Source organism: Kitasatospora sp. NPDC048298 (genome assembly GCF_043201465.1).
In the GTDB taxonomy this organism is placed as follows: domain Bacteria; phylum Actinomycetota; class Actinomycetes; order Streptomycetales; family Streptomycetaceae; genus Kitasatospora.
Genome location: NZ_JBICYZ010000022.1, coordinates 1 through 15,832, shown reverse-complemented (window position 1 = coordinate 15,832; position 15,832 = coordinate 1). Strand labels below are relative to the sequence as shown.

General features: G+C 73.2%; 17 protein-coding genes and 1 pseudogene. 6 read left to right on the top strand and 12 right to left on the bottom strand.

Annotated features, from left to right (window positions below; translation table 11 throughout):
- Nucleotides 1-86 precede the first annotated feature (86 nt).
- Nucleotides 87-776: a TetR/AcrR family transcriptional regulator gene (locus tag ACGF0D_RS18100; RefSeq protein ID WP_392917239.1), complete on the top strand. Its 690-nt coding sequence runs from the start codon at nt 87-89 to the stop codon at nt 774-776.
- 71 nt (nt 777-847) lie between these two features.
- Here ACGF0D_RS18100 and ACGF0D_RS18095 read toward each other — a convergent pair whose 3' ends face one another.
- From ACGF0D_RS18095 to ACGF0D_RS18075, 5 genes are all read right to left on the bottom strand, one after another.
- Nucleotides 848-1,315, bottom strand: coding sequence for a hypothetical protein (locus ACGF0D_RS18095; RefSeq protein WP_392917237.1), 468 nt, complete (start codon nt 1,313-1,315; stop codon nt 848-850).
- Nucleotides 1,303-1,563 (bottom strand): hypothetical protein, encoded by a 261-nt coding sequence (locus ACGF0D_RS18090; RefSeq protein ID WP_392917234.1) that lies wholly within the window; start codon nt 1,561-1,563, stop codon nt 1,303-1,305. The genes ACGF0D_RS18095 and ACGF0D_RS18090 overlap by 13 nt, the downstream gene beginning before the upstream one ends.
- 170 nt (nt 1,564-1,733) lie before the next feature.
- Nucleotides 1,734-2,099, bottom strand: coding sequence for a DUF488 domain-containing protein (locus tag ACGF0D_RS18085; RefSeq protein ID WP_392879036.1), 366 nt, complete (start codon nt 2,097-2,099; stop codon nt 1,734-1,736).
- A 633-nt stretch (nt 2,100-2,732) separates the two neighbouring features.
- Nucleotides 2,733-4,127: an MFS transporter gene (locus ACGF0D_RS18080; RefSeq protein WP_392917487.1), complete on the bottom strand. Its 1,395-nt coding sequence runs from the start codon at nt 4,125-4,127 to the stop codon at nt 2,733-2,735.
- A 50-nt stretch (nt 4,128-4,177) separates the two neighbouring features.
- The gene (locus ACGF0D_RS18075; protein ID WP_392879033.1) at nt 4,178-4,540 is read right to left on the bottom strand and encodes a MarR family winged helix-turn-helix transcriptional regulator; all 363 of its coding nucleotides are present in this window, start codon (nt 4,538-4,540) and stop codon (nt 4,178-4,180) included.
- Between the two features lie 258 nt (nt 4,541-4,798).
- On the opposite strand from ACGF0D_RS18075, the gene ACGF0D_RS18070 reads away from it, so the two are divergent.
- Entirely contained in the window at nt 4,799-5,092 is a 294-nt protein-coding gene (locus ACGF0D_RS18070) for a DUF1330 domain-containing protein (RefSeq protein WP_392917233.1), read from the top strand.
- A 120-nt stretch (nt 5,093-5,212) separates the two neighbouring features.
- Here the strand turns inward: ACGF0D_RS18070 and ACGF0D_RS18065 are convergent, their stop codons facing one another.
- Together ACGF0D_RS18065 and ACGF0D_RS18060 are read right to left on the bottom strand one after the other, a co-directional pair.
- The gene (locus ACGF0D_RS18065; protein WP_392879027.1) at nt 5,213-5,887 is read right to left on the bottom strand and encodes a pyridoxamine 5'-phosphate oxidase family protein; all 675 of its coding nucleotides are present in this window, start codon (nt 5,885-5,887) and stop codon (nt 5,213-5,215) included.
- 5 nt (nt 5,888-5,892) lie between these two features.
- Complete coding sequence (locus ACGF0D_RS18060; protein ID WP_392879025.1) at nt 5,893-6,936, bottom strand: zinc-dependent alcohol dehydrogenase family protein; 1,044 nt, start codon at nt 6,934-6,936, stop codon at nt 5,893-5,895.
- Between the two features lie 462 nt (nt 6,937-7,398).
- On the opposite strand from ACGF0D_RS18060, the gene tgmA reads away from it, so the two are divergent.
- From tgmA to tgmC, 3 genes are read left to right on the top strand one after another with little or no spacing between them, the layout of a single operon-like run.
- The gene (gene tgmA / locus ACGF0D_RS18055) at nt 7,399-7,674 is read left to right on the top strand and encodes a putative ATP-grasp-modified RiPP (RefSeq protein WP_392879022.1); all 276 of its coding nucleotides are present in this window, start codon (nt 7,399-7,401) and stop codon (nt 7,672-7,674) included.
- The gene (gene tgmB / locus ACGF0D_RS18050; RefSeq protein ID WP_392917230.1) at nt 7,671-8,639 is read left to right on the top strand and encodes an ATP-grasp ribosomal peptide maturase; all 969 of its coding nucleotides are present in this window, start codon (nt 7,671-7,673) and stop codon (nt 8,637-8,639) included. The genes tgmA and tgmB overlap by 4 nt, the downstream gene beginning before the upstream one ends.
- On the top strand, nt 8,636-9,778 hold the full coding sequence (tgmC, locus tag ACGF0D_RS18045; RefSeq protein WP_392917228.1) for an ATP-grasp peptide maturase system methyltransferase: 1,143 nt from the start codon (nt 8,636-8,638) through the stop codon (nt 9,776-9,778). Before tgmB ends, tgmC begins: the two co-directional genes overlap by 4 nt.
- A gap of 71 nt (nt 9,779-9,849) precedes the next feature.
- Here tgmC and ACGF0D_RS18040 read toward each other — a convergent pair whose 3' ends face one another.
- The 5 genes and pseudogenes from ACGF0D_RS18040 to ACGF0D_RS18020 all read right to left on the bottom strand — a co-directional run bounded on the left by ACGF0D_RS18040 (nt 9,850) and on the right by ACGF0D_RS18020 (nt 14,738).
- A complete protein-coding gene (locus tag ACGF0D_RS18040) occupies nt 9,850-10,950 on the bottom strand; it encodes a D-TA family PLP-dependent enzyme (protein WP_392917226.1) in 1,101 nt (366 codons plus the stop codon).
- Between the two features lie 99 nt (nt 10,951-11,049).
- Nucleotides 11,050-11,169 (bottom strand): annotated as a pseudogene (locus tag ACGF0D_RS18035) (DUF1214 domain-containing protein); the annotation flags it as partial.
- Nucleotides 11,170-11,304: 135 nt separating this feature from the next.
- Nucleotides 11,305-12,681, bottom strand: coding sequence for a dipeptidase (locus ACGF0D_RS18030; RefSeq protein WP_392917223.1), 1,377 nt, complete (start codon nt 12,679-12,681; stop codon nt 11,305-11,307).
- Between the two features lie 90 nt (nt 12,682-12,771).
- Nucleotides 12,772-13,209 (bottom strand): hypothetical protein, encoded by a 438-nt coding sequence (locus ACGF0D_RS18025; protein ID WP_392917221.1) that lies wholly within the window; start codon nt 13,207-13,209, stop codon nt 12,772-12,774.
- The gene (locus tag ACGF0D_RS18020; RefSeq protein ID WP_392917218.1) at nt 13,209-14,738 is read right to left on the bottom strand and encodes an APC family permease; all 1,530 of its coding nucleotides are present in this window, start codon (nt 14,736-14,738) and stop codon (nt 13,209-13,211) included. The genes ACGF0D_RS18025 and ACGF0D_RS18020 overlap by 1 nt, the downstream gene beginning before the upstream one ends.
- Nucleotides 14,739-15,062: 324 nt before the next feature.
- Between ACGF0D_RS18020 and ACGF0D_RS18015 the strand changes: the two genes are divergently transcribed.
- Complete coding sequence (locus ACGF0D_RS18015; RefSeq protein WP_392917216.1) at nt 15,063-15,206, top strand: hypothetical protein; 144 nt, start codon at nt 15,063-15,065, stop codon at nt 15,204-15,206.
- The last annotated feature ends 626 nt before the right edge of the window (nt 15,207-15,832 follow it).

Sequence of the window (15,832 nt, the reverse complement as noted above, 5' to 3'; positions counted from 1 at the left end):
AGTGTTCGCGTAAGGTAAGCCTTACTTGATTGGCCTCGCAAGCCCCGCAGGTGAAGGCCGGTCCGGCGGCGTGGCAGGATGACGAGGTGGCAGAACGAGGAACGACGATCGACCGCGGCCGCTACGGCCCCCGGCGCCCGCGTCCGGGACTGACCACGGACGCCGTCGTCGCCGCCGCGCGCCGACTCATCGAGCGGGACGGCATCGACGCGCTCACCATGCGGGCCGTGGCCACCGAACTCGACACCGCCGCCGCCTCGCTGTACCGGCACGTCGCCGACCGCGACAGCCTGCTGCTCGCCGTCCTCGACGAGATCGCCGACGGGATGCCCGTGGACGTCCCGGGCGACTCCCCCACCGCCAGGCTTCTCCACCGGCTCCTCGACGCCCACGACTTCCTCGCCGGGCACGTCTGGGTCCTGCACGTCCTCATCCGCGGTGAACTCGCTTCCGAGCGGGCCCTGCCCTTCACCGACGCCTGCCTGGCCGACCTGATGGCCGCCGGGCTCCGGCCCCCGCAGGCGGCAGCCGCCCACCGCTCCTGCTGGCAGCTCCTGGTCGGGGAACTCCTCTCCGAACACCCCGTCAGCCGCCCGCGCGAGCCCAGTCAGCGGACCGCCGCGCTCGCCGCCGCCGACTCGCGGACCCTCCCCGCCCTGGTGCTCGCCCGCACCGCAGCCCCCTACCTGGGCCCGGGCGCCCACTGCGCCGAACTGCGCCCGGCCCTGGCAGCGCTGATCGACGGCCTGGTGTCCCGGGCCGACTCCGCACGGTAGCCGCACCCGAGCAGTAGCCGAGCGGGCAGGCCCCCGGACGGGGACCGGCCAGGAGAGTTCGCCGAGCGGGTTCATCTCCTGTACGTCGACCAGCCGGTGGCGAACCGGTCCATGAGGGGCATCGCCTTCGGAGGTTCCGGCGACGACGGTGCCCTCGTCCACGAAGGCGTCGGCGCCGTCAGACGCGCCGCCGCGCGTACCGAGGCCGCCGTCTGCTGGGCCCGCGGAGACCGGACGGCGATCCGGGCGAACGGCGAGGGCCGGCGCAGGTCGACCTGGACGACGCCGCCGCCGGCACGCGTGCGCAGCGCGAGGAAGTCCCGCCCGCCGGGATGCCGCCAGACTCCCAGGCACAGCGTGTCGGGAATCAGCAGTCCCCGCTCCCTGAAGCCGCGGAACACCCGCCACGGGTCCCGGAGGACCGCCACGTCCTCGACCGCCGTCAGCGGCACCCGGACCGGCGCGGTCCCGGTCACCAGCCGCTCCCACCAGGAGAGCCGGAGCACCAGGTCACCGCCCTCGACGGTCAGCTCAGCCATCGCCTCGCGCCCCCTCCCGCCGGACGGCTCCCCGCTCGGGCGACCGCGGGTGGGCGTCCGCACTCCGGGCGGGGCGGCGCGCCCTCGGGGGTGTACGGCGGGTCCGCCGGCGTGCCGTCCCGGGAGGAGTACTCCCACTCCCGCCCGTCGTCGTGGTGGTAGTGCGGGATGTCGTAGCCGGTGCTCCACTGGCGCCGGCGGTGGCCGCAAGTGAACTTCATGCTTTCCAGGGCGAGTTCGGTGATCAAGGCCGAGGCCTCCTTCCTCGGTGGCCGGGCCCGGCCTTCCTCGGTGGCCGGACCCGGCGGCGGGCGCAATCCGGGCCGACCGGGACAGTGCACGTGGCCGCGTGGACGCCGTCGGGCCCGCGCCGGTGGTCAGGGTTCGCGGGCGTGGCAGGACTCGGTGTCCGTGGCGGTCAGTGTCTCCGCCGGGCCAGCCATTCGGCGAGCACGGCGGCCTGGCTGTGGTCCGCGTCCTTGGTGGCGGTCAGCAGCGTGAGCTTGTCGTGGGCGGCGAGGTCGCGCAGGTGCCCGGCCGCTTCGTGGTGTCGCGCATCCCGCAGTTCGGCCAGGTAGCGGCGGCGGAACTCGGGGAACCGGCTCGGCTCATGGCCGTACCAGCGGCGCAGCTCGGTCGACGGGGCGACGTCGCGCAGCCACTCGTCCAGGTCGGCGTCCTCCTTCTTCATCCCGCGCGGCCAGACCCGGTCGACGAGCACGCGCTGCCCGTCCTGGGGCGAGGCTTCCTCGTAGATCCGCCGGTAGGCGATCCGTGTGGCCATGGGCGGCTTCCTTCCAGGTCGATCGGCTACTACGAGCGCTTTCGACCCTGGCGGTGTGGGTCGGGGCAGCGCTCGGGCCGCCGGACGCCGGTCCGGTGACCGGCCGGGACGGCCCGCGACACCGCGGACGTCCCACCAGGGCGTCTGCCCGGATCAGGAGGATCCTCACCTGGCCGTGGCTCCGCCGTACATCCGATCCATGACCAGCCGATTCACGACCAGCCGATTCACGACGCGATGCGCAGCCGGCGTCCACCGGAGGCCTTCTCGACCACCTTCTGGAGCTCGTCGCGGTTCATCGTCGAACGGTGCGGGATGTCCAACCGCGTGGCCCTCTCGTAGAGCTCGGCCTTGGTGAGCTGCTTCAGGTCCTCGTCGCCGGCGGAGACCCGCTTCTTCGCGGCCGGCTTCCCGCCCCCGCTGCGGGAGCGCGAGGTGCTCTTCTTCCCGCCGGTGGCCCTCGCGGTGCCCTCGGCCTTCGGGGTGCTCTCCGCCCTCGCGGTGCTCTCGGCCTTCGGGGCCGAGCCGCCCGTACGCGAGGCCCCCGCCCGGGGGCGCTCACCGCCGCGGGCGGTGTCCAGTCTCCTCGGCGCCGACCAGGGCGACGGGGCCGCCGCTCTTCCGGCGAGCCGGTCATCGGCTCGACCGGCCCTGACTCGGCACGCCGGCCGTGGCCGTGGTGGGGTTGGTCTCGGGCGGGCGTCGGCGGGCGAGAGCGGTGGCGGTCAGGGCGGTGACCGCCATCGCGGCGATGCCGACCAGCGCTGCGGTGGTGTAGGCGTGGTCGTTCGGGAAGAGATGACCGGTGTCGGTGCCGGTGGCCAGGACCAGGCCGCCCATCGCGCTGCCCAGGGAGTACCCGACGCTGCGGACGACGTAGTTGAAGCTCATCGCGCTCGACGTCTCGCTCTTGGGCGTGACGGCCAGGATGACGCCGGGCATGGCGGCCGAGAAGCTGCCGACGCCGAAGCCCAGCACGCCCATCGCGACGAGCAGTTCGGCCAGGTTCGACCGGGCCGCGGCGAAGAGGACGAACCCGCCGCCGACGATGACGGCGCTGCCGGCCAGGAGCAGGGGTGCGTCGATCAGCCTCCGAACCCGGGGCGTGAGCTTGCCGGCGACGAACCCCAGCACCGAGAACGGGACGAGGACCAGCCCGGCGACGAAGGTGGTCAGCCCGAAGCCGTAGCCGGCGCTGTGCGGCGTCTGCGCGTACCGCGTGATGAGCGTGAGTAGGAGGTACATGCCGCTACCGCCGACGAACATGGCGATGTTCGCTCCGGCGACCGCCGGGTGCCGTACCGCCCGGATATCGACCAGGGGCGCCTTGCCGCGCAGCTCGGAGGCGGTCCATACGCACAGCAGGAGCACGGCGACGACGGCGAGGATCACCGCCACGGCGAGGTGACGGCTCCACAGGCTCCGCTGGCCGGCCAGGAACAGGACGAGGAACAGTCCACCCGCGAGGACGAGCGCGCCCGTCACGGTCACGTGAGCGGAGCGGCCTTCGGGAGCCGCGGGTATGGAACGCCACGCGGTCAGGAAGGCGACGGCGGTGACGAACAGACCGAAGCCGTAGGCGGCCCGTACGCCGCCGATCTCGGCGAGCAGTGCGGTGAGCGGGTAGCCGACGCCGGCGCCGATGATCGAGACCACCGAGATCAGGGCGATCGTCGCCGTGCTGCGCTCCTCGGGAAGGTGGTCCCGGGCCACGCCCATCATCAGCGCCGTCAGACCGAGCCCGACGCCTTGGGCCGCCCTGCCGATGAGCAGCCCCGCGAACGGCAGTGGCAGCACGGTCAGCGCACTGCCGACGACGACGATCGCCAGCGTGGCGAGGATCGTGGCCCGTCGGTGCGGGCCGGCTCCGAGCCGGCCGAGGACGGGCGTGGCGACGGCGCCGCTCAGCAGTGCGACGGTCAGCGTCCACTGCGCGCTGTCGAGCGAGACGTGGAACGTGGTCGCCACGCTGGTGATCAGCGGTGCCCCGAGGCTGGCGACCGCCGCCACGACCAGGGCGATGAACATCAGGGCGGGGACCAGCAGCCGCACCTCGGAGCGCTCCGGGGTGCGCCCCGTCACCGCTTCGGCCCTTCGCGGTCCCGGCTTTCGATTTCTGCCAGGTGTGCCAGCGCCGGAAGCGCCGCCACCAGGGCCTCGACCTCGTCGTCGGCGAGTTCGTCGATCAGCCGCGCGAACGCGTCGGCGCCCGCCTGGCGCCGCGCCTGGACGTACGACGCGCCGGCCTCGGTCAGACACACCAGCGTGACCCGCTTGTCGGACGCGTCGCCCCTCCGCTCGACCAGTCCGGACTCCTCCATCACCCGGACCAGCACGGTCATCGCGGGCTGGGTGACACCCTCGCTCTCGGCCAGATCCGTGATGCGTCGCGGGCCGGTCCTGTGCAGGGTGGCCAGGGTGGCGGCGGACGTGATGCTCATGTCGCGCGGAAGGCGTCTCACAGCCCTGGTGGCCAGCCCGTAGAGGGCCGACCCGATCGCAGTGGAAGCGCCACGAGTGGCGTCTTGACGGCTCATGCGCGAAGCATACGATATTTATATGAATGCTTTATGCATCTCTCCGCGCCGAGGACGACATCACCACCCGCAGGGCGGTGCCGGACGGCTCCGCCGCCGGGATCGAGCAATCCGAGCGTCGATTCGAAGTCGGACATGTCCGGCCGAACACAGGAGGTTTCCATGGCCAAGGGCTACTGGGTCAGTGTCTACCGCGCCATTTCCGACCCTGAGAGGCTGACTGCCTACGACAAGCTGGCCCGTCCGGCCGTCCGAGCCGGGGGCGGGCGGGTCCTGTCCCGTGGTGGTCGACTCGTCGCCCACGAAGCCGGAAACACGCAACGCGTCGTTCTGATCGAGTTCGACAGCTTCGAACAGGCCGTCGCGGCATACGAGAGCGAGGCTTACCAGAAGGCGCTGGTGGTCCTCTCCGACGGTGTCGAGCGCGACTTCCGCATCGTCGAGGGCATCGACTGACCGACGGGCACGGCACTCCGGTGATCCGAAACGCTGGAGTGGAGCGCTTCCGCCGGGCGTAGGCGCTGTTCCGGTGGATCCCGCCGGCGGGCGCGGCGGCCCGGTCGCCGCGGCGAAGGGTCACCCCGCCTGGACGCGGCGGCCGGTGACGCCCGCCGGGCGGACGCGCACCCACAGCGGGCGGGGGCCGCCGGCCCAGGGGGTGGCGCCCGGGAGGGCGGAGAGGTGCTGCTCCTCCTCCGGGGTGTCGACGTGGTGGGCCTCGCCGAGGACGAGGACGCTCCAGCCCTGGCGGCGGTGTTCGTCGATGTGGTCGACCTCGAAGGAGACGGGCGCCCCCTCGTCGGGAGCGGCCGCGCCCCGGGGAGCGGTGCGGTAGGCGATCGTCCGGGCGTCCACCACGTAGTTGACCGGGAGCACGACGGGCGCCGACGAGCCGGGCAGGCCGATCCGGCCGATGCCCCGGGCGCCGAGCAGTTCCCAGCACTGCGGCTCGGTGAGGCGGCGGAGCCCGGCGCGCGGGGCGGCGTCGGCCTGGCCCGGCGGGGCGTCCGGACGTCGACCGGACAGCAGCTCGGGCCAGGTCATGCCGAGCACGGCGGTGATCCGGACGAACCCGGGCGGGTCGAACTCGGGCCCTGAGCAGAGCAGTTGCCTCAGGTAGGCGGGCGACATCGCGGCCCGGTGGGCCAGCATTCCCTCGCTCAGGCCGAGTTGCTCACGCCGCCGGTCGATCCGGGTGGCGATGTCGGCCGGGTCGGGACGGTCGGTGGTGCCGGCGACTCCTGCGTACATGGCGATCACGTCCGGAACAGCGCGACCTTGAGGGCGCCGGTGTCGGCCGCGTCGGCGAAGACGTCGTACGCCTCCTGCATCTCGTCGAGGCCGAAGCGGTGGGTGACCAGCCCGCCGGTGTCGAGCCGGCCGACGGCCAGCATGTCGAGCAGCATCGGGGTGCTGCTGGTGTCGACCAGGCCGGTGGTGATGGTGACGTCGCGGATCCAGAGCTCCTCCAGGTGCAGCACCGCCGGCTGCCCGTGCACGCCGACGTTGGCGACCCGGCCGCCGGGGCGCACCAGGTGGGTGCACAGTTCGAAGGTCTCGGGCATGCCGACCGCCTCGATGGCGACGTCCACGCCGAGCCCGTCGCGGCTGAGCTTGCGGACGGCGTCGGGGGTGGCCTCGGCGGAGGTGAGGACGGTGTCGGCGCCGAAGCGCTCGGCGGCGGCGAGGCGGCTTCGGGTGAGGTCGACGGCGATGACGCGGGCGGGGCTGTAGAGCCGCGCGGTCAGGACGGCGGCGAGGCCGACCGGTCCGGCGCCGACGATCGCGACGGTGTCGCCGGGGCCGACGCGGCCGTTGCGGACGCCGACCTCGTAGGAGGTGGGCAGGATGTCGGCGAGCAGCAGGGCGTCCTCGTCCCGGACGCCTTCGGGAAGCCTGTGCAGGGAGGTGTCCGCGAAGGGGGTGCGGACGTACTCGGCCTGGCAGCCGTCGACGAGGTGGCCGAGGATCCAGCCGCCACCGCCGGTGCACTGCCCGTAGCTCGCGGCCCGGCAGTAGGCGCACCGGCCGCAGGCGGAGACGCAGGAGATCAGCACGCGGTCGCCGGCCGCGACGGTGCGCACGCCGGGGCCGGTCTCGGTGACGGTGCCGAGGGCCTCGTGGCCGAGGACGCGGCCAGGCCCGACCTCGGGGACGTCGCCCTTGAGGATGTGCAGGTCGGTGCCGCAGATGGTCACCGCGTCCACCCGGACGACGGCGTCCTCCGGGTCGCGGACGGTCGGGTCGGGGACGTCGCCCCAGGTACGGCGGCCTGGTCCGTGGTAGGTGAGCGCTTTCATGGCGGCGGTCGCTCCTCTCGGAGGGCTTGGCCGGGGCGGAGCCGGACCGGTTCCGCTCGTACTTCCAGCGTTCTCCGCGGCCGGGCTCGTCGCCAGGGACCGATGGCCCCCGTTGCACCCTGCCCTTCGGCGGGCACGCCCACGCCGGCCGGTGGGCATCACCCCGCCCGGCACCCCGGGCATCGGGGCGGGCCACCGAGGTCCTCCGGAACGAGAAGATCCGCCGGTGGCGTACGACGCAGGTGGCGTCCTGCGCGGCCGTGCCGGCGCTGACCGCGGCCACCGTGATGGTGGGGGCACCCCCGCCTCCGCGACAACCGGGGATCAGCTGACCGTGGTGAGGAGCAGTGCCGGCCCCGTCAACCTGGCATATTCCGTCCTCCGGAGCGGACTTGAAAGCACCCCCGCGGATCGGCAAAGTGATGGGCCAGTGAACCGGCACCATCGATACGAGGAGGATGCATGACGCAGACGCCCGTACCGTGGGGCATCGGCAGGATGAGGCCGTACGCGGCCACCACTGCCACGCTCCCGGCGCTCACGCCCGTGATCGACCCCGAGACGCAGATCGCGGTCGTCGTGGACGAGAACGGCCGAACGGTGGAACTGGGTTCCCACGGCACCAGCACCAGCGGGCTCACTCCGACCACCACCCGCCCCGGCGACGGGGCCGGGCCGGGCGGTTCGACCGACGCCGACAGCACCGAGTCCTACGACCAGGACCAGAGCGGCAGTTGACACATCGCCGCCGCCGGCCGGTGCTGGTGCTGACCAACCCGTGTGACGTCACCGCGGACGTGGTCCTGCGCATCCTCGCGCACCGCCGCGCCACCGTGGTCCGTCTCGACCCCGGCACCGACCTGCACACGGGCGCCTCGCTGACCGCCTCGTTCCGTACGGGCGACCAGCGGGGCACCCTGCGCACCCGGAGCCGCACGCTCGACCTCACCGAGGTGGGGGCCGTGTGGGTGCGCAGGGCCTCCCCGTACGAGGGGCCGGTCGACCTCGACGGCCAGGAACGCCGCTTCGCGGCCTCGCAGTCCGTGTGGGGCGCGGGCGGCATCCTCGCCTCCCTTCCCGGAGCGCACTACGTCAACCACCCGTGGGCCAACCGCGCCGCGGAGCACAAGCCCGCGCAGCTCGCCGCCGCGCAGCGCTTCGGATTCGCCGTCCCGGACACCCTGATCACGAACGACCCGCAGGAAGCACGGGACTTCGTGGCGCGCCGGCCGGCCGGGGCGGTCTACAAGCCCGTGTGGAACACCCCGTACTCCGTCGACGGTGAGCCGCGGGCCGTGTGGGTGCGGGAGGTCGGGTCGCAGGAGATCACGGACGCGGTCCGGGCCTGCCCGCACATGTTCCAGGCCCGGGTTCCCAAGGCGTTCGACGTCCGGGTGACCGCCGTCGGCGACCGGCTGTTCGGCGTGCGGATCGACAGCCCGGACCTCGACTGGCGCCGCCGGCAGGACCTGATGACCTGCACACCGATCGCCGTACCCGAGCCGGTCGCGAGGTCCGTGGTCCGCTACCTCGGCCACTTCCGACTGGCGTTCGGGGCGTTCGACTTCGCCGTGACGAGTGACGGCAGCTGGTCCTTCCTCGAATGCAACCCCAACGGCCAGTGGGCATGGCAACCGCCCGGGACCACCGACGGCATCGCCCACGCCCTCGCCGACGAGCTACTGAGAGGCCCCGACGCATGAGCACGTCCGAAGAGCTGCGCGCCGCCCTGGCGGCCGGCCTCGCCGAGAACGGCGCGCTGTCCGACCCGGCATGGATCAAGGCGGCCGAAGCGGTTCCCCGCGAGGTCTTCGCCGGGGCGTACTTCCTCCCGGTCGAAGGCAGCAACCCGACCGGCTACCGGGCGGTGCGGCGGGGAGACCCCGGCTGGCTGGAGGGGATCTACACCGACCAGACGCTCGTCACCCAACTCGACGGTCGCACCGGAGCGGACGACGCGGGCGGGCAACCGGTGGTCGGCGCCCCGTCGTCCTCCTCCACCCTGCCCTCCCTCGTCCTCGGAATGTGGCAGCGGCTCGGAACGGACACCGGACACCGCGTCCTCGAGATCGGCACCGGGACCGGCTACTCGACCGCCCTCGGCGCACACCGGCTCGGGGACGCCAACCTCACCAGCATCGAGTACGACCCCGAGGTCGCCGAACGCGCCGCCGCCGCCCTGCGGACGGCCGGCCACGCGCCCCGCCTCCTCGTCGGCGACGGGCTGCGCGGCGACCCGGACGGCGGCGCCTACGACCGGCTGATCGCCACCTGCTCGGTCCGCTACCTGCCGATGCCCTGGCTCCACCAGGTGAAGCCGGGCGGGCGCATCCTGGTCACCCTGTCCGGCTGGAGCTACGCCTCGGGCCTGGCGGAGCTCACCGTGACCGGCCCCGGCGAAGCCGCCGGCCGGTTCCTGCCCGGCTACACCAGCTTCATGATCGCCCGCCCGCACGACCGCCCGCCCCGCTCGACCGTCGCCATGCTGCCCGGCGACGAACGGCCGAGCCTGATCGACCCGGCCGTCATCGACACCTGGACCGGCAGCTGGGTCGCCCAGCTCGCCGCGCCCTCCGCCGAACGCATGGGCAGCGGCGCGACCCAGATCCTCTCCGACGTCGCCACCGGCTCCCAGGCCCGCACCACACCCCGTCCCGACGGGGGCTGGACCGTCACCCAGCGGGGCCCACTGCGGCTGTGGGACCGCGTCGAGGAGGCCGTACACCTCTGGCAGCAGGCCGGCGAGCCGCACCAGCGGGGCTTCGGGATCACGGTCTCACCTGCCGGGCAACGGGTGTGGATCGGTACGGAGGACGGCCCGGGCTGGGACCTGCCGATCTGAGCCGGGGCCGGGCTTCCAGGGCGTGTCTGACAATTCGCGCCAGGCGTGCGACGGGAATTGTCAGACACGCCCTAGGAGTTCCGGCCCCGTGCGGCGACGCGCCAGCGGCCCACGACCTCGCCGCCGCTGACGACCGCGACGTCGTCGACGAGGTTGACCGCCACGCAGACGTGGTTGGGGATCACCCGCAGCCGCTCGCCGAGGGCGGGCAGGTCGCCGCCGTCGGGCCAGACCACGGTGGCGTGGTGCTCGGACAGGGCCGTGATGCGGGCGTCGGGCTCGTCCATGAGCCGGCCGAAGCCCGTGGCCCACGCGGGCCGGTCGCCGCCGAGGACCTTGCTGCCCGCGTCCAGGACGATCCGCCGGGGTGCGGTGCCGTCTCCTTCGTGACGGCTGACGACGGTCGCCGCGACCGTCAGCGCGATGTCCTCGATCGCGCACCGTCCGAGTTCGAGCTGCTGGGCGTCACCGAACACGTAGACGCCCGGCCGTACTTCGGTGATCGCCGAGGTTCCCGCCAGCTCCGCGGTGGGGGTGGATCCGCCGCTCACCCGGGTGACGTCGAATCCCGCGGCGGTGAGCAGTTCGGCGGCCCGCCCGAGGGCCTGCTCCTCCTCCCGCGCCGCCTGCTCGGGCATGTCCGGCGCGTAGCCGTGGCCCGGGAACGTGAACACTCCCCCGACCCGGAACCCGGCGGCGGCGGCCGCGCGGGCCACCGCCACGGCCGCGGCCGGGAGGACACCGCTGCGGTGGTGGCCGCTGTCGATCTCCACCAGGACCTCGATGTCACCGGCCGCGTCGCCCAGCTGCCGACCGGCTGCCCCGACGGCTTCCGCGGAGTCCGCTCCGATCGCGATCCTGGCCCCGGCGGCGAGCCGCCGCAGCCGTTCCGCCTGACGGGGGCCGATCCAGAGCGGATAGGCGATGAAGAGGTCGGTGGCGCCGTGCTCGGCGAAGACCTCGGATTCCCCGATGGTCGCCACCGTCAGCCCGACGGCCCCCGCGGCGAGCTGCAACTCGGCGATCTCCGGCATCTTGTGGGTCTTGGCGTGCGGGCGCAGCCGCAGGCCCTTGGCCCGCAGCCCGGCCGCCATGCGGTCGACGTTGCGCCGGAGCACGTCCAGCTCGACCACGATGTCCGGGGTGTCGACGTCCTCGGGGACTCTGGTCATCGGCTTCCTCGTCGTCTCGGACCACGCCCGTGCGGGCGCGCGGGCACGGGCAAATCTGCCACATGCCCGCGCGCCGGCTCGGCTCGGGGCCGGGACCGGTCAGTCGGCGGGCTGCAGGGCCGGGGGCTGCCAGGTCCCGTCGACGGCCGAGGAGTCGGGGGCGTACAGCCGCATGGTGAGGGAGAAGGCGCCGTCGGCGGGGATGGGCAACCAGTTGGTCCGGTTGAGGGGGGATTGTCGATGAGGTAGCTGTCAGCGTCGTAGGCGGTCAGCGACCAGAAGGCGCCGACGGGCGGGAACTGGCCGCCACCGACCCCGGGCGCCGACCGCTACCGCCGACCGACAACGCGACGGTCAGCGCGGTCTCCGGCCCGATGAGCGGCTGTCGGCGAAGTACCGGAGGAACAGCGCCTCGACGTGGGCCATCCGCCGGATCTCCTCCGGATCGACGCTCTCGTTCGGCGCGTGGATCAGGCAGCGCGGCTCCTCAACGCCCATCAGCACGATCTCCGACTCCGGGAAGGTGGTGGCGAGGACGTTGCACAGCGGGATCGAACCGCCCTGGCCGAGGAAGGACATCGGCTTGCCGTAGACCTCCCGCATGGCCTGGTCGAGCGCGGCGTACGCGGGCCCGCCAGTGTCGGCCCGGAACGGTGCGCCGGCGCTCTCCCGCTCCACCGACACCCGGACGCCCCAGGGCGCGGCCGCCTCCAGGTGCGCGACCAGGGCCTCCTGGGCGGTGCGGGCGTCGGTGCCGGGCGGCACCCGCAAGCTCACCCGGGCCCGGGCGGCGGCCGGGACGGCGGCGACGGAGCCGACCACCGGAGGGCAGTCGATACCGAGGACGGTGACGGCGGGACGGGACCAGAGCCGGTCGGCGACGGTGCCGGAACCGGTGAGCCGGACATCGTCCAGCACCCCGGCGTCGGTCCGGAAGGTGCCCTCGTCGTAGCCGGCGCCGCTCCAGGTGCCGGTGCAGTCCAGGCCGTCGATCCGGGTGCCGCCGTCGGCGTCGCGCAGCGAGTCCAGCATCCGGATCAGCGCGGCCAGAGCGTCCGGGGCGGGGCCGCCGAACATGCCGGAGTGCACGTTGCCCCGGAGCGCCTCGACGCCGACCACGACGTTGACGACCCCGCGCAGCGAGGTGGTGACGGTGGGAACGCCGACGGCGGCGTTGCCGGTGTCGCAGATCAGCAGGGCGTCCGCGTGCAACTCGTCGGCGTGCGGGGGCACGTACTGTTCCAGGCCGCCGGTGCCCTGCTCCTCGGAGCCCTCGACCGCCAGCTTGAGTCCGACCGGGACGTCGTCGCCGAGCGCGCGCAGCGCGGTGAGGTGCATGACGATGTTGCCCTTGCAGTCGGCGGTGCCGCGCCCGTACCAGCGGCCGTCGCGCTCGGTGAGCCGGAACGGCTCGGAGGCCCAGGCGGCTGCGTCGAGCGGGGGCTGGACGTCGTAGTGGCTGTAGAGCAGGACGGTCGGGGCGCCGGGCGGGGGCGGGCGGTGGCCGAGCACGGCGTGGCTGCCGTCCGGGGTCTCCGCCAGGTGGACGTCGCGCAGGCCGACCCTGGCGAAGGCGGCGGCGACCCACTCGGCGGCCTCCCGGCACTTCTCCGGCGGGTACTGCCGGGGGTCGGCGACGGACGGGATGGCCACCAGCTCGGCCAGGTCGGCCTGCGCCCTGGGCATCAACTCGTCGATCCGGCGGGCGAGTTCGCCGGTCGCCTGAGACATCTGGAACGTCTGAGGCGCCTGGGGTGTCCGGGGTGTCTGAGGTGTCTGAGGTGTCTGAGGTGTCTGAGGTGTCTGGGGCATCCGGGGCTCCTACTCACGGACGGTGTCGCGCAGGTCGAGGTCGTCGATCCGGTCCTGGACGGCGGCGAGGCGGTCCGGGCAGTACACCGACAGCACGATCGCCTCGGCCCGCACCACCTCGCGGTCGGACAGCACCGGGCGCTGGCCGGGCCCGTCGGCGCCGTTGGACATCCCGTACGTCCACTGCGCCTGGTTGAGCGCGCCCGCCGGGTCCGCGCAGACCGCGCCGCCGTCCTCGCCCAGGGTGTGGACGATCTGGTCCTGGGTGGGCACCGGGTAGCCGGCCGCACTCAACTTGGCCGAGAGCTGCTTCGCCTTCTCGGCGGCCCGGTCGGTGCCGTGCAGCTGGGCGAACGACAGCAGGCCGGTGATCAGCATCGCGACCAGCAGGGCGACCGAACCGAGGTAGATCCAGCGGTGCCGGGAGGCCATCGGACTCCTGGCCATCACGCGTCCCCTTCCGTTCCGCGCCGTTCGTGCGCCTCCTGGGCGGCCAGCTCGGTCTCGGCCTCGGGCGAGCGCCAGCTCGGCTTGCGCAGCCGCAGGAAGAGGGCGGGGGTGACCAGGCCGAGCAGCAGCAGGCCGCCGCCGACGATCTCGACGTACGTCCAGACGCTGCCGCTGCCGAACTGCGAGGACGGCACGAAGCCGATCGCCATCGCGGCGGCCGAGGAGAGCAGGCCGATCAGGCAGATCGGCACCAGAGCCGGGGCCCGATAGCCGCGCGGGTGGTCCGGCTGGGTGCGGCGCAGCCGGATCGCCGCGGTGAACATCAGCAGGTAGACGATCAGGTACACCTGGGTGGTGATCACCGAGAAGATCCAGTAGGCGCTGGAGATGTTGGGGATCAGCGCATACAGCAGGGCGATGACGGTGGTGACCACGCCCTGGGCGACCAGCAGGTTCTGCTGGACGCCCTCCCGGTTGAGCCGCTGCAGGAACGGCGGCAGGTAACCCTCCTGGCGGGAGATCATCAGCAGGCCCTTGGAGGGCCCGGCCAGCCAGGTCAGCATGCCGCCGAGCGAGGCGGTGATCAGCGCCACCGCGATGACCGGGGTGAGCCAGCCGATGCCGAAGTACTGGAAGAAGGCGTCGAAGGCCTGCATCACCCCTGCGGTGAGGCTCAGTTCGCTGGACGGCACCACCCAGCTGATCGCCAGCGCCGGCAGGATGAAGATCGCCAGCACCATCGCGGAGGCGGTGAACATCGACCGCGGGAACTCCCGGGCCGGGTTGCGCAGCGAGGAGACGTGCACCGCGTTCATCTCCATGCCGGAGTAGCTGAGGAAGTTGTTGACGATCAGCACCAGGCTGGCCAGCCCGGTCCACTCCGGGAACAGGTGCGCGGCGTCCATCGGGGCGGCGGAGGAGTTGCCCTGCCCGAGGAAGACGAGGCCGAGCACGACCAGCAGGGTGCCGGGAATCAGGGTGCCGATCACCAGGCCCGTCGAGGAGAGCCCGGCCACCGCCTTCGTCCCGCGCGAGGAGACCCAGACGCCGGTCCAGTACAGCACCATGATCACGACCGCGGTGTACGGGCCGTTGCCGGCCAGCCGCGGGTTCACCACGTACGCGATGGTGGAGGCCACGTACGCCAGCAGCGACGGGTAGTAGAAGATCGTCATCGCGAACTGGCACCAGACGGCCAGGAAGCCCAGCGGCTTCGACAGCCCCTCCGAGACCCAGCGGTAGACGCCGCCCTCCCAGCCGGAGGCCAGCTCGGCGGAGACCAGCGCGGTCGGCAGCAGGAACACCAGCGCCGGGACGAGATAGAGGAAGACGCAGGCCAGCCCGTACACCGCCATGGTCGGGGCGGAGCGCAGGCTGGCCACCGAGCTGGTGGTCATCAGGGCGAGCGTGATCCAGGACATCAGCGGGGCGGTGGCCAGCCGGCCGGCCACCGCCCCGCCGCGCTCCCGGGTGGCGGGGCCGGCGTCGTCTCCGGGACCAGGTGGGGGCGCGTCCGTGGAACTCATCGGTCCTCCTCCGGTACGGCCTGGTCGGCTGTGCGGGGGCGCATCGTTCGGAAGGCGTCCCGGGGCGGGCCGTACCCGGCCAGTTCACTCGGGTGCCGAGACCGCCGCATGCGGCGTGCGGCCGTGTGGGTGACCGGCGCTCAGCCCGGGCGGATCACCGGAAGGGGCGGGCGGGGCAGGGACGGGAGCGTCCGGCCCCGGACGCCACCGCGCCACCCGGCCGTACATCTCCTACCGCGAGGGGGACCCGACCCCCTCCGGAGGCGGTGATCCCCGTGCGCCGAGGCCAGGCCCACCCCGCTGCCGCCGACGCGCGTCCGGCGGGTGCGGCGCTACGGGCTGACCGGCGACGGGGCGGGCGCGGTCCAGACCCTGTTCTGCTTCGAGAACGGCGCGGCAGCGGGTCTGAACCTGTACGTGCAATACTTCCGGAACCTCCAGGCGCTGCCCGCCACCGACCTCGCCTGAGCCGGGGGGCGTCGCCGGGGTGTGACCGCGGTCTCAGTGACGGCCCGGTGGGCGGTGACTCAGCGCGACGGGGGCGGGCCGGGTGGTGATGCCGTCGGGGTTCAAACGGTGAGTGCGCTCACATGCGGTTGCGGGGCACGACGACGGCTAGGAATGTCCGCTTTGCCCGCTTTTCGCTAGGGGGTGGGTGGTGTTTGCGCAGGTCGGAAGGGGGTGGCGCGCTCGGCGTGGCCCTTCCTTCGAATCGGAGCCGCCCTCCTCGCTACGACGCCGGATCGTAGCGAGGGGGTCTTGGCGGGGCCCGTTGCGGTCTGGCAACTTTGCATTCGTCGCCAGCCACACCGGCTCCTGTCCCGCCGGATGCGGCTTACCGCCGAGTCACACCCCGCGACCGTTCGGCCCCTGTCCGGCCACGGTCGGGGCGGGGCGTGACACCGGCCCAACCCGATTGAGGTCTGGTTCTACATGCCCGCTTTCAAGCTCCGTATGCGCACCTCTGCCGCGATCCTCGCCTCCGCCGCCGGTGTGACGGCCCTGGGTGCCGCCGTGGTCCCCTCCGTCGCCTCGGCCGCCGACGCCTCCCCGCAGGCCCTCGCCGCCCAGATCGTGCCGGCGGACCAGCTCGC